At 43.8% G+C, this 13,225-nt stretch carries 16 protein-coding genes; 15 read left to right on the top strand and 1 reads right to left on the bottom strand.

Translation table 11 applies throughout. From position 1 onward, the window contains the following. Position 1 precedes the first annotated feature (1 nt). The 14 genes from truB to BLP64_RS10755 all read left to right on the top strand — a co-directional run bounded on the left by truB (position 2) and on the right by BLP64_RS10755 (position 12,313). The gene (gene truB, locus BLP64_RS08795; RefSeq protein ID WP_092593696.1) at positions 2-946 is read left to right on the top strand and encodes a tRNA pseudouridine(55) synthase TruB; all 945 of its coding nucleotides are present in this window, start codon (positions 2-4) and stop codon (positions 944-946) included. A gap of 122 nt (positions 947-1,068) precedes the next feature. Then, positions 1,069-1,338 carry a 30S ribosomal protein S15 gene (rpsO, locus tag BLP64_RS08790; protein ID WP_092593695.1) on the top strand — a complete coding sequence of 90 codons (270 nt, stop codon included), beginning with the start codon at positions 1,069-1,071 and terminating at the stop codon, positions 1,336-1,338. A gap of 161 nt (positions 1,339-1,499) precedes the next feature. Continuing rightward, entirely contained in the window at positions 1,500-3,641 is a 2,142-nt protein-coding gene (gene pnp / locus BLP64_RS08785) for a polyribonucleotide nucleotidyltransferase (RefSeq protein WP_092593694.1), read from the top strand. A 146-nt stretch (positions 3,642-3,787) separates the two neighbouring features. Then, positions 3,788-4,693 carry a lipoprotein NlpI gene (nlpI, locus tag BLP64_RS08780; protein WP_092593693.1) on the top strand — a complete coding sequence of 302 codons (906 nt, stop codon included), beginning with the start codon at positions 3,788-3,790 and terminating at the stop codon, positions 4,691-4,693. A gap of 66 nt (positions 4,694-4,759) precedes the next feature. After that, the gene (locus BLP64_RS08775; protein WP_092593692.1) at positions 4,760-5,518 is read left to right on the top strand and encodes a hypothetical protein; all 759 of its coding nucleotides are present in this window, start codon (positions 4,760-4,762) and stop codon (positions 5,516-5,518) included. A 32-nt stretch (positions 5,519-5,550) separates the two neighbouring features. Then, complete coding sequence (locus tag BLP64_RS08770; protein WP_143001087.1) at positions 5,551-6,093, top strand: hypothetical protein; 543 nt, start codon at positions 5,551-5,553, stop codon at positions 6,091-6,093. A 9-nt stretch (positions 6,094-6,102) separates the two neighbouring features. Further along, positions 6,103-7,422, top strand: a complete 1,320-nt coding sequence (locus BLP64_RS08765; RefSeq protein ID WP_092593690.1) for an RHS repeat-associated core domain-containing protein — start codon at positions 6,103-6,105, stop codon at positions 7,420-7,422. Beyond that, positions 7,419-7,889 (top strand): hypothetical protein, encoded by a 471-nt coding sequence (locus BLP64_RS08760; protein ID WP_092593689.1) that lies wholly within the window; start codon positions 7,419-7,421, stop codon positions 7,887-7,889. The genes BLP64_RS08765 and BLP64_RS08760 overlap by 4 nt, the downstream gene beginning before the upstream one ends. 230 nt (positions 7,890-8,119) lie before the next feature. After that, complete coding sequence (locus tag BLP64_RS08755; RefSeq protein WP_092593688.1) at positions 8,120-8,587, top strand: hypothetical protein; 468 nt, start codon at positions 8,120-8,122, stop codon at positions 8,585-8,587. Positions 8,588-8,615: 28 nt separating this feature from the next. Beyond that, positions 8,616-9,434: a hypothetical protein gene (locus BLP64_RS08750; RefSeq protein WP_092593687.1), complete on the top strand. Its 819-nt coding sequence runs from the start codon at positions 8,616-8,618 to the stop codon at positions 9,432-9,434. Then, on the top strand, positions 9,418-9,873 hold the full coding sequence (locus BLP64_RS08745) for a hypothetical protein (protein ID WP_092593686.1): 456 nt from the start codon (positions 9,418-9,420) through the stop codon (positions 9,871-9,873). The genes BLP64_RS08750 and BLP64_RS08745 overlap by 17 nt, the downstream gene beginning before the upstream one ends. 522 nt (positions 9,874-10,395) lie before the next feature. Next, positions 10,396-11,331 carry a hypothetical protein gene (locus BLP64_RS08735; protein ID WP_143001086.1) on the top strand — a complete coding sequence of 312 codons (936 nt, stop codon included), beginning with the start codon at positions 10,396-10,398 and terminating at the stop codon, positions 11,329-11,331. A gap of 8 nt (positions 11,332-11,339) precedes the next feature. After that, a complete protein-coding gene (locus tag BLP64_RS08730) occupies positions 11,340-11,837 on the top strand; it encodes a hypothetical protein (protein ID WP_092593683.1) in 498 nt (165 codons plus the stop codon). 137 nt (positions 11,838-11,974) lie between these two features. Further along, a complete protein-coding gene (locus BLP64_RS10755; RefSeq protein WP_143001085.1) occupies positions 11,975-12,313 on the top strand; it encodes a hypothetical protein in 339 nt (112 codons plus the stop codon). A gap of 9 nt (positions 12,314-12,322) precedes the next feature. Here the strand turns inward: BLP64_RS10755 and istB are convergent, their stop codons facing one another. After that, positions 12,323-12,907, bottom strand: coding sequence for an IS21-like element helper ATPase IstB (gene istB, locus BLP64_RS08725; RefSeq protein ID WP_324615352.1), 585 nt, complete (start codon positions 12,905-12,907; stop codon positions 12,323-12,325). 65 nt (positions 12,908-12,972) lie between these two features. On the opposite strand from istB, the gene BLP64_RS08720 reads away from it, so the two are divergent. Then, positions 12,973-13,225, top strand: a 253-nt coding sequence (locus BLP64_RS08720; RefSeq protein WP_143001084.1) for a transposase, incomplete at its 3' end; no start/stop codon positions are given.

Below are 13,225 nucleotides of genomic sequence, written 5' to 3'. Positions count from 1 at the left end.
AATGGGACGACGGAAGTCGGGCCGTGATGTGAACGGCGTGATTTTATTAGATAAGCCCCAAGGTCTCACTTCAAACGCCGCGCTTCAGCAAGTGCGGCGTTTTTTTAATGCCAATAAAGCGGGACATACGGGCGCTTTGGACCCATTAGCAACGGGTATTTTGCCGCTGTGTTTTGGCGAAGCCACCAAATTATCTCATTTTTCTTTGGCTGCTGATAAAACGTATCAGGTGGTCGCGCAACTTGGGCAGCGTACCACGACGAGTGATGCGGAAGGCGATATTGTCTGGACCGCCACCGATGCGCAGCTAGCGGTGCTCAACGATGGGTTGATCGATGCGGCTATCGCCCACTTTACTGGGGAACAAGAGCAGTCGCCCTCGATGTATTCAGCTCTGAAATACGAAGGCAAGCCGCTCTATTGGTACGCGCGGCAAGGAATTGATGTGCCGTTAAAAACACGCACAATCACCATTCATTCAATTCAACAGTTGGGTTGGGAAGGGGATCGACTGCACTTGGAAGTGACCTGCTCAAAAGGAACTTATATTCGAACCTTGATTGATGATATGGGACAGTTTTTGGGGTGCGGTGCCTATGTGGCCGAACTTCGACGAACTTGGATAGAAGGCGTTAAAGGTCGTGTTTGGCGGATGGAAGAGTTGGCTGAAATCGCCGCGCAAACAATGCCAGACCAAGAACGTTATGAGGCGCTGGATGCCTTGTTGGAACCAGTGGACAGTGTGATTCGCCAGTTTCCTATAGTGCGGCTGAATGACGAGGATGGGATGCGTTTTCAACGGGGGAATCCAGTCCCTTTACCAGCGGGAACCTTGGCCTCTGATGAGGCGCCCGCACGGGTGTATGCTGCCGAAGGCGAGCGAATGTTAGGGCTCGGCGTTGGGCAAGAAAGTCTGTTAGCACCCAAACGGGTGTTAAATCTATAAATTCATTTTTTTACGAGTGGTTAAGATTGCGCTCAGTAGGATTCGAGCGTATAATTCACCACGATTTGATCAGTGCTGAATTAGTGATTGGCACTGATATTTTTCACCATTAGGAGTAAACTATGTCACTAAGTACGGCAAAAAAAGCGGAAATCGTTAAAGAATACGGCCAAAGCGAAAACGATACTGGTTCACCAGAAGTTCAAGTCGCTTTGTTAACTGCAAACATTAACGAGCTGCAGAGCCACTTCCAAGAACACGCTAAAGATCACCACTCACGTCGTGGTCTATTACGGATGGTTAGCCAACGTCGTAAGTTGTTGGACTACTTAAAGCGTAAAGACAATCAGCGTTATGCAACTCTGATTGAGCGACTCGGTTTACGTCGCTAAGCAAAGTTCGAGTGAAGGGGCCACAGGTGGCCCCTTTTTTGTTTTAATATTGACTGGGCGTTGGCCGTTATAAGTTATTCATGAGCAGTTTGGTTGAAACTTTTCATGAATAACGAGTAACGAAAAACGCATCACTAAGTAAGATGAAAGGAAATGAACACGTGAATCCAATAACCAAGAAATTCCAGTACGGTCAACATACAGTGACGTTAGAAACCGGTGCTATGGCGCGCCAAGCAACCGCCGCAGTATTGGCCAGTATGGATGACACCACAGTATTAGTGACTGTGGTTGCTAAAAAAGATGCTAAAGAAGGTCAAGATTTTTTCCCGTTAACAGTAAACTATCAAGAGCGGACCTATGCCGCTGGTAAAATCCCTGGTGGTTTCTTCAAACGTGAAGGCCGTCCTTCAGAAAACGAAACCTTAACCTCGCGTCTGATTGACCGTCCCATTCGTCCATTATTCCCAGAAGGGTTTAATAACGAAGTTCAAATTATTGCCACCGTCATTTCGGTCAACCCACAAATCAACCCTGATATTGTGTCGTTAATTGGGACCTCGGCAGCATTAGCAATTTCTGGTGTGCCTTTTGCCGGCCCAATCGGTGCTGCGCGCGTTGGGGTGTTGAACGATGAATACGTGCTGAACCCAACCATGGATGAATTGGCGCAGTCCAAGCTAGACCTCGTGGTTGCAGGAACTTCCAGTGCCGTGTTAATGGTCGAGTCAGAAGCACAGTTATTGTCTGAAGATGTCATGCTGGGTGCCGTAGTTTACGGTCATGAGCAAATGCAAACAGTGATCCAAGCCATCAATGAATTTGCTGCAGAAGCGGGCAAAGAGAAGTGGGACTGGGTTGCACCTGCCACCAACGATGCACTGTTGAATCAAATCAAAGCCTTGGCAGAAGCAGGAATTGCTGAAGCCTACGCCATTACCGAAAAAGCAAAGCGCCATGAACAACTGAATGCGTTAAAAGCAGAGGTTGTGGAGAAGTTGGTCGCAGAAGACGAGACCGTCGATGTCAATGAAGTCGGTGAGTTATTCCACCGCTTAGAAGGTGAATTAGTACGTAGCCGCATCATTGCAGGCGAAAAACGAATCGATGGCCGTGAACCAGATATGGTTCGTGCGTTGCATATTGCGACGGGTGTATTACCAAGAACACACGGTTCAGCAGTGTTCACGCGCGGCGAAACGCAAGCGTTAGTAACCGCTACCTTGGGAACTGAGCGCGATGCACAGATGATTGACGACTTAACCGGTAAAGTGGACAGTCGCTTCATGTTGCATTACAACTTCCCTCCGTACTGTGTGGGTGAGACTGGCATGGTTGGCTCACCGAAGCGTCGCGAAATTGGCCATGGCCGTTTGGCGAAGCGCGGTGTTCAAGCGGTAATGCCGAGCCAAGACGAATTCCCGTACACCGTACGAGTGGTGTCTGAAATCACCGAATCCAACGGTTCAAGTTCAATGGCGTCCGTGTGTGGTGCTTCGTTGGCCTTGATGGATGCCGGGGTGCCAATTAAAGCATCGGTTGCTGGTATTGCCATGGGCTTGGTGAAAGAAGGCGACAAATTTGTGGTGTTGTCTGATATTTTAGGTGACGAAGACCACTTGGGTGATATGGACTTTAAAGTAGCGGGAACCGCGGAAGGGGTCACTGCTCTGCAAATGGACATCAAGATTGATGGAATCACCCGTGAAATCATGGAAATCGCATTGGCACAGGCCAAGTCTGCACGGTTGCATATTTTGCAAGTCATGGACGAAGCGATTGCCAGTGCTCGTACCGAACTATCCAGCTATGCGCCTCGTTACACCACGATTAAAATCAACCCAGACAAGATTCGTGATGTGATTGGTAAAGGTGGTGCAGTGATTCGTGAATTGACCGAAAGCACGAACACCAATATCGAAATCAATGATGATGGTACGGTTCGCATTGCTGCGACCGACCAGGAATCAGCCGACGCCGCCATTGCTCGAATTGAGGAATTAACGGCTGAAGTGGAAGTGGGCCGTATTTACCAAGGTAAGGTTGCTCGCATTGTTGACTTTGGTGCCTTCGTAACAATTTTACCAGGCAAAGACGGTTTAGTTCACATTTCTCAAATCGCTGAAGAGCGAGTGAATGATGTGAACGAATATCTGAAAGTGGGTGATGTGGTCCCAGTGAAGGTATTAGAAATTGATCGTCAAGGTCGCATCCGTTTAAGCATGAAAGATGCAGCTGAAAAACCAGCGCAAACAGAAGCACCGGTAGCAGATGAGACGAACACGTCGGCCGACGACGAGTAATTTTCATTCAGCAATCACTGACTAGTCAGCTCAAAGCTGCGTTTGGAGTTTCCAAGCGCAGCTTTTCTTTTTTCTGAACCTTCGTTTTTCTCGTTCATCTAAGTTATTATGAGACTTTCCAGATCGTCTATACAAGGTTGTTAATTATGAAACTCCGGATGGGATTCGTTGCGATTATGTTGGCTTCAGTGATCGGTTGTGCCCAGACCACGTCAACAACGACGGCCACTGCGTTGATGAATTTGGCGGTGGTCAAACCCGACGAACCCGATATGCGTTATCAAGTTGAAATCGCTAAGATCAACGAACTTTTGGCAAATGAAGCAGAACTTTCCATTCCGACTGAAGGGCAAGCGGATTTAAAATACCGCCGTGGTTCACTTTATGATGCGTTGGGGTTGTATGGCTTAGCTCGTTATGATTTTCATCAGGCTTTGGAGCACAACCCTCGATTAGCTTCTGCTTATAATTACTTAGGCATTCATTATACGGCGATACAAGAGTATGGCTATGCCTACGAAATGTTTGATGCGGTGCTAGAACTCGATCCGGAGCATCCCTATGGAGTCTTAAATCGTGCCTTAACGTCTTATTATGACGATCGTATCGATTGGGCAATTAAAGACTTTAATACCGCACTTGAGCAATCACCCAATGATGCGTATCGCGTTATTTGGTTATATTTTGCGGAAGCGGAAAAAGATCCCGCCACAGCACGGTTGAATCTTGCCAAACGCCGCCTTGACTTCGCGAATCAAGAATGGGGCTGGTATTTGGTTGATTTAATTTTAGGGGCGATTGACGATGATCGCTTTATCCAAGAATACGCATTACGCGAATTAAGTGATGATGAAACGCCGGCAGAGCGGATGTGTGAAACCTATTTTTATCTGGGCAAATTACGCCAATTAGACGGTGATTTTGCCACTGCTGAAGTGTATTTTCGAATGGCGTTGAGCACTCATGTGCCGTTTTTCTTAGAATATCGTTATGCCAACTTGGAATTGCATCGTACTGCCTTGGCTCGCGAAGCGAGTGCTCAATCGGAATAGGGCACCGAGTTGAATTGGTTGCTTGCGGTGTGGCTGAGCGTTAGTGCTTTAAGCGGGAGTTCTTCCGTGCTCGCCCCTTGGCCACAATCAGTGAGCAGCCTAGGGCATCAATGTGGGGTCCGCACGGCCACAGCGGTGTATATACCAGTGAGCGACCGCCAAGCAGCCTGGAGTCTCCTCTCAGCTTGGCAAGAGCATCCATTGGCTCACTTTTATGGGTGCTTCGACTTGCACTATTATTTACCCACCGAGCTCCACTGTGCGCCCCAGGGAGTGCGCCAACGGTTGCACTGTCAATGGAATTCACCGCAATCACCCCTATCGTCTGCTGCTCCTCAGCTGTTGTTAGTTGCCAATCAAGATTGGGGCATTGCACATAGTTCGCCTCAACAAATTGTAATGCCCAGCACAGGCTCAGTGGCATTGCTAGGCCACGAAATTGGCCATTGGTTAGGGCTGGTGGATGAGTATGCAATGTCGCCTGAATTGGCCGAGCCATTTTGCCATGGGCATTATCAGCACCCTAGTTTAAATGTGGTGGTCACAACCCAGCAACAAATGACTGCAACTGAATTACAAGCCTTCTGGAAACGCTTACCTTGGCATCGAGCGGTGTCTGAGTGGCAACAATTGGGGGTAGAGCAAGAAGATGGACAGTGGCAGCTAGGCTCTCCTGAGGGCATCATTGGCCTGCATGCGGTGGCCACCTGCGCCACTGTTCCCAATCATTATGCATGGCGGCCAGTGCCAGAAATGACACCGATGCAGTACCACGACATCGGTGTTTGGCCCGATCTGTACCTTCAATTAAGCAAACCTCACTAGAGCGACGTCATAGTTTAGTAATGGGGATATAGATGAATCCACTACTTAAGTTTATGGTTATATGCATATTTCTTATGTCCATGAATTGTTTTGCTGATGAACGTCGAAAATTCAAGTATGTTGGTTGGTTTGATAGGAATTTCAAAACAATTATTGAGCCGCTTTCATCTAGTGAAGATGGCCGATTTGTAATTGGGCGCGATGGAATCAACGAAGCGACGTTTTGCAGTGTTGATGATGATTATGTTTGTATTTTTTCCCAAGCTTACGCGTTCTCATTTCCGAAAGCGAATACTGAATTGCCGCCAAGCTGGAAGCTTCATGGAGTGACTTATAAGGTGGTACGACAAGGAATTTCATTGTCGCTTTGGGGGCGTGAAATAACCGATGCTTATCTGATTGAAACGCCTCGCGACGCAAATTTAGCTGGCCGCCAAAGAGGTAAATCAACATACACGTTATTTTCGCGAGAATTGGGAGTATTAGGATTTAGTTTTGGTCTTTCACCCGAAGGTGAGGCTGATGAAGTTTATTGGTTGATGGGGGCCAAAGGATTTGGCGCACTGCAGGACTAAAAATCAACGATAATCAGCCAGCAGCTATTTAGTGCTTTTGGTCAAACCCGAACCATTTACACCGCAGGCGGTGTTGCGCTTGGCAGCATGCTGCCGCCAACCGAGCAAGGTTTTACCGGGCATCGGCAAATGGATGCCTTGGGCATTGTGCACATGAAAGGGCGCATTTATGACCCCACCCTTGGGCGCTTTTTACAAGCTGACCCCTTTGTGCAAGAACCCAAAAACAGCCAGAACTACAACCGCTACAGCTACGTGCTGAACAATCCCATGAGCTATACCGACCCGAGTGGGTATTTCTTCAGTAAGCTCTGGGAAACAATCAAACCCATTATTGGCGCAGTTGTCGTAGCAGTACTGAGTGTGTATTGCCAAGCATGCGCCACGTATTTCGCCAGCAGTTGGTATGGTGCCGCCACCGCAGGTGCTATAGCCGGAGCAGCAGGTGCTGCTGCTAATGGTGGGAATATCTTCACGGGAGCATTACGAGGGGCGGTGGCTGCCGCTGCGTTTTATGGGGTTGGTCAAGTTTTCGAGCCGGGCTCATTTGGTCATCTTGCTGGACGTGGCCTCGCTGGCGGAGTGATGAGTGACTTGTATGGTGGTAAGTTTGGGCATGGCTTCTGGTCTGCTGGACTGGGTAACGCTTCTAGCGGCCAATACAGTACAAATGCTTCGACACAAGTAATTGTGTCTGCTGTGGTAGGAGGAACGATTAGCAAACTAACTGGTGGGAAATTTGCTAATGGTGCATTCAATGCTGCGTTTGCTAGAATGCTAAAAGAGACTGGAAATTATTATCAAAATCAAGCTACTGCTAAAGCTAATAGATCAAAAGTCTTAGAGCTAAGCTCGATGACTGGGGAAAGTTCTAGTTTATTTGATGGGAAAGTGGAAGTTGCGTGGTGGGGACCATTAGCTGGAGAAGTTTCAGCAGATGATTTGGCCAGCGTTAAAGACAGTTTAGATGATATTTTTGCTACAGACAGTGGAAAAGAAATGCTTGGAAAATTATCAACTAAATCACCATTGAAGATTATTTTGAATAATATTGGTGAAAATTTTGGTCGCTTGAATGGAAACATAATGACAGTGGATCTGAATACCAACTTAAATTTCTATAATTTAGCGAGTGAGGCAATGCCTTTAACACGGTTTTCATTAACTAGAATAATAGCTCATGAAATGGGACATGCAGTGATGGGGCTCGCTGATACTAATAACGCCAACGTTTTATTTACAGATAAAATTATGTCTGAAATCGATGGCACTCAAAGGCAACAATATAGCAATGCTTGTACTTTAAATCCACAAGGGGCGTGTATATGATTAAAGTAATTGGTTTGTTGTTAATAAGTATCTTATCTTTTAGTGTAAATGCTAAGAAATATGTCTATGAATCACTTGGACAGCCAAGCCTAGGTATCGACATAGAAAATGAAGTCTTTATGATAGGTGATGCTGTAGGACAGCTAAAATCATGTGAACTTAAAGAGCTTGAACTGTGTTTACAAATAGGGAAAACGTTTATTGTGATTCCAGATAATCATAAAGCTCCCCTTAAAGTGAAGTTATCTGGGAGTTCGGAGTTGGTTTTTTTACCCATTATGAAGTCAATGTCGGTGCTAGGAAACAACATTGAAGGGTTTGAAGTTAATATTCACAATGTAAAAGATCGAACCCTTGAATCTTCATTGTTTTTTAACTCGGAGTATGGGCTGTTAATGTTTAGTTTTGATGGAAGTATTTATTGGTCTGCTAGCCTTAGAGGATTGGCAAGTAGGGTCAAAGATTAATTATATTTGTTAATATTTAACTGGCCCCCACGTTTACTTTGTAGGCAAGCCCTGGGGGGCGGGTTATTATCAGCAATATTACCAGTCCAAAAATTACAAGGCATCTGATGGTACTGCATTTGACTATAATGACTATCCAGGTAGCACAAATTATGGTGATAACTGGCGAGATCAGGCCCATGTCTGGATGGGAGCTAAACATTACTACAGACTGAAAGGTGCGAACTAAAATGAAACTTCGGTATTATACATTAAAGGTTATATTTTTAGGAATGATATTTGTGAATATCAGTGCTTGCTCTAGTGAGCAAGCACCCTCTTTTGAAAGCGTAAACGCTGATGTGCTTAGTAAAATTACAACTTATGAAGAGGTTGCATCTAAGGTTTTACTTTCAGGCGCTGATCGAATTAGTCGAACAGGTATTTACCCTAAAGGTGTTATCGATGATGAAGAAAATGAATGGTTTTTAGCTAGGTTTGATGAACTGAACTTGAACAATGGTGTTCAAGTGGATAAGGAAGATCAAATTGTAGAGTTTCTATATTGGTCTACAGGGCTAGTAAGTCGTGGGCAATCCCTTGTTGTCTTAAAATCAGGTTTAGAACTTAAAGACTCAGTTTTTTATGGTAACAAAATAAAGAACAATTCGATTGAGTGTAGGGTAATTAAGGAAGGTTGGTACGCCTGTTTGTCATAACGGGTGTGGCAGTATACTCACCGGTGCATTGCGAGGAGCCTTTGCAGCCGCTGCGTTTTATGGCATTGGTCAAGCGTTTGAACCGGGTTCATTCGGTCATATTGCTGGAAGTGGTCTTGCCGGCGGCGTTATGTCTGAAATATTTGGCGGGAATTTTGGGCATGGTTTTTTATCTGCCGGTGTTAATGCTATGGCCAGTGGTACTATCAACGGAATTAAAAAGGTAGGAGGTCGCATTATTGCAAGTGCTGTTGTTGGCGGAACGGTTTCAAAATTAACGGGTGGCAAGTTTGCTAATGGTGCAATTGTCGCCGCATTTTCTCGCGTTGTAGATGAGACACAAAGTCGAGGTTCTAAACTTAGTGACGGTAAAGCCAAAGGTGAGCTAACACTACAGGAAACAGAAGCTCTTGATCGTGACCTAATAGAACTAAATAAAAAGATTAGTTCACTTAAGTCATTTCAACTTAAAGAGGAAGCTTTAAGCTGGTTACATAAAAATGTTCATCCACTTGCAGTTGATCATGATGTTGAAATTGCAGTTAACATTTTTGACGATCTTGGCCAAATTAGATTGGGAAATGTAGTTACCGATTATTATAGGAATGAAATTAGCTCAACAACCCTATTGACTTCTAATATTCGAGGGTGGGAAAAAGGTTGGGTAGCAAACTGGCATTCTCATGCAGACGGACCGAGTGGAGGATTTAGTTATTCTGATCACAAGCTATACCAAAGTTGGGGCGATGTAACACCTAATGTGACCTACCATATGTCTAGAATTAACTTTCATGGTCGCGACGTGTTAGATACATATGAGGGGCAGTACTATGTTAAAGATTATTAGTTACATTTGTTTTTTAGTTATAGGGATAATGATCCCATGTGTTATTAAAGCAAACCCTTTGGCTGAAACGCTTACCCCAATTATAAATTTTGACCACAAGTCTTTACAATTAAATATTGAAAATAGAGTGATTTTGGAAGGGTATTTGTTTATCGATAGAGAGGTATATTTATTTTCGAGTTTGGATTCTCTAAATAAATTCACATCTGTTGATAGAGTTACGATTAAAGCAAATGATGAAATTGAGCTATCAAATTTTAATGGATGTTTTGTTAGCGTTAAAGGTACTTTGAAGTTGTATACGGGTAATGTAAGTCGTTATTTTCTAGAAGATGTTGATTCAGTCGAACGGAGAGGATTATTTTACGATCTTGCTCTTCGGCAACAGCCTGATAAGCCGCCAAAGTGTTTGGTAAAGGCAATTATCGACGTATTGTAAAGCTCTTAATCAGATGATATGAGGCGGCGTCGGCAATGTGAGTATTCGGAGTAAGTTTGGACAATGAGTATAATAAAATTTGGTACTAGTAGATTAATGTGGGGAGTTTTAGTAATAATGTTATTTTCAATCTCGTCCAGTGCTTGCAGTTATAAAACAACAAATCCAGATTTAAGGATTAGCATCTTGTTAGAAGAAGATAAATTTGATTTTTTTCGAGTTTCTCTATTTGAGTTCGCTAACAAGCATGGCTTAAGCGTTAGTGATAGCTCTCGCAGCTATCCAACAGGTAAAAACCCCATATTAATAGAGTTCACAGATACTAATGGAAACCGAGTTATCAAAATTAACAATTTAATGGACGAAAAAAGATTTGTTATTTCCTTTTTTGATTGTAAGGAATGTGACTTAAAACCTTTGCATACGTCTCTCGTGGATCATATTAAGTCATCGTTTCCTTATTCAATTCAAAAAGAAAATTTCTGAAGAGTTTTGAACACTCTCATGGACAGGGTGAGATCGGTGTTTTTAAAGTTCAAATCTTTGTTTAAGGGAATAAAAAAATATTGGCGGGTAATTGCTGCAGCAGTGGTCTCTTATTTTACTTTCGGGGCCGCAAGCGGATGGGCTTCAAGTTGGGCCTTAAGCTCAGGATTAAGTGCAAGCGCTGCTGGGTTTACTGGGGCAGTTGTCGGCGGTGCAGCAGCTGGTTTTGTAAGTGGTGCTATTATGACAGGTTCGCTCAGAGGAGCGATGAGCGGCGCTTTGGCGGGTGCTATTACTGGCGGTATTTTCGAGGGCATTGCACAGTATGGATTTAATACATCCATTGTAGGTGAAGCGGCAGCCGCAATGCAGCTAGAGCAAGCTGGTGTATCACGACAAACCATTATGAAGCTATATAGAAAATCAGCAAATACAAGCTCTTTTAAAGTGCCTAATAGATTCAATGGCGACAAAGAAGGGCTTGAAAAAGCATTATCCAGTTTAAATAAAAAAATTGAAAGCTTAGGTCCTTTCACATTCGAAGCTGATGCAGCTAAGTGGCTACATGAAAATGGGTTGCCAATAGGCGATAAATACCAAGCTGAAATTTATGCAAATATATACAATGACGCTAAAGAGGGTTACTCAATCGGAAAAGTTATTACGAGTTATGATTCGCGTGAAGTAGTTGAGCTATATCGCTCAACCCCATTCACAGTCAATCACGGCAGAACTGCTTTCTGGCATACCCATCCAGCTGGTGATTCTGGCTTTTCAGTTTCCGATTTTGATGTTTTAAAGCGCGGCTCTGGTTATGTTTCATATAGCCCTACTCCGGGTTATACAGGAAGCGGTTTAAAGATTTTCAATGCAACTAAGGCGTGGAAGGAGTTTGGGAATAAATATGGACTGATGCCGCAGTCAATAGGCGATGCTCATACTCGGTGCGTTTTTCAAAACTGTGCGCTCTAGGAGGTAATATGCGGGTACTGATTTTTTTATTTATGCTTCCTATTTATGCTATTGCGGAAACAATGCCATTGTTGACGTCATTTTATGAAATAAGTTTATCTGGGAAACATTTACATAATCAACGAATAGAAGTAGTAGGTTTTTTATCAGCAATTAAGCCCAATGAGGAAACTAGTTTAATATATTTATGCGCAACTGAAGATGCTTGTTTTAGCGTGAGCAAAGATAGGTTGGCTATTCGTTTTACTGACGAAATCATGGGTGAAATATACGCATATGATAAGTGTCATGTTGCATTGACTGGTATATATAAGTTTGAACCAAGTACGAATATATCGCGCAGTTTTGGCGAGCTTGTTGAAGTCACTTACGTTGCGTTGGCTGTTAGTAGAAATGATTATTCGGATTTTAATAACAAATGTGCTGTTTGGAATGATATCTCCCAAGATATCAATATAAGCGAACAGTCAGCTGATAAGTTCAATATCAACATGGATAAACGTTAATTTAAATTAAGAGGGTAAACTGTAAATTACAGACGAATTGTTGCTTTAACCTTGACGGTCTTATTGGCGCACTAAATTCAGGTGAACAAACATTTAGCGATTCAATTTTAGCGGAGTTTGGTGCTGGAGTTCACACTTTGGATGTAGATGCGTCTTATCAAATTGGTTATCCTGGACTACATAAAAATGGTCTGATAATTCTAAATCCAAATGCTTACAACTCTCATTTAGGGGTGGCTCAACTCACTCTTGGTCATGAGTTGATTCACTATAGAGATTGGCTGGGGAGAGGTTCGGCTTGGTCTCAGCAAAGCAACTTAACGGAACATAATGCCTATAGCTGGGAAAAAAGTAACCTGAATAGATTTATTCAGCCAAGCTTATACCGAGATATGTACCAAAATAATCTGAGCAGACATATATATCCAGCGTCAATTACCTTGGCCGGTTTTCCGGCAATTATCTTGGCCGGTTGATACCGAATTTTAGTCGCCCTTACTCAAGGCAGTTTTGCGACGATAACTTTCACCTTCGCAGTGAATAATCGTAGCGTGATGAACCAAGCGATCGATAGCCGCTATGGTCATCGTTGAGTCATCAAAAAGCTCATCCCATTGGTCGAACGATTTATTTGATGTGATGATCATGCTGTGGCGCTCATACCGATGCGCAATCAGCTCAAAAAGCACGCTCGTTTCTTGTTCCGTTTTACGAACGTAGCCAACATCATCGACGATCAATAAACTGTACTTATCAAGCTTTAGAAGCTCGTCCTGTAGTCTTAAGTGTTGCTTCGCCTGCTGTAGTTGCTGAACGATAGCAGATGCCGCAATAAACTTAACTTTGTGGCCTTGTTCGATAAGGCCGTAGCCAATGCTACTGGCGATGTGCGTCTTTCCTAAGCCGCTGGCACCAAAAAGCAGGATGTTGCCACCGAGCTTTAACCAACTTGGTTGATTAATTAATTCGGCAATAAGATGCTTATTAACGCCTTCAACAAGACTAAAATCGAAGTTGCTAAGATTCTTACCCACGGGTAATTTAGCGTCCTTGAGAAGCCGTTGTGTAATCCCCCCGAAAAATCGGAGCAGTTATAAGTAGAAAATTCCGTTAAACTAAAACGAAGGAGTTTTCTATGCGCAAATCACGATACACAGATAGTCAGATCTTAGCGATTCTGAAACAAAACGAGAACGGTATACCGGTTCCAGAGCTTTGCCGTGAACACGGCATGAGCTCAGCTCAATTTTATAAATGGCGCGCCAAGTTTGGCGGCATGGACGCATCGATGATGAAGCGTCTCAAAGAGCTTGAGGACGAAAATAAACGCCTCAAGAAAATGTATGCCGAAGAGCGACTTAAAGCTGAGATCCGCAAGGAAGCTCTTG

Source organism: Pseudidiomarina indica (assembly GCF_900104245.1).
Taxonomy (GTDB): Bacteria; Pseudomonadota; Gammaproteobacteria; order Enterobacterales; family Alteromonadaceae; genus Pseudidiomarina; species Pseudidiomarina indica.
Note: the sequence above shows the minus strand (reverse complement) of the source record. Positions and strands in the feature narration are given on the sequence as shown.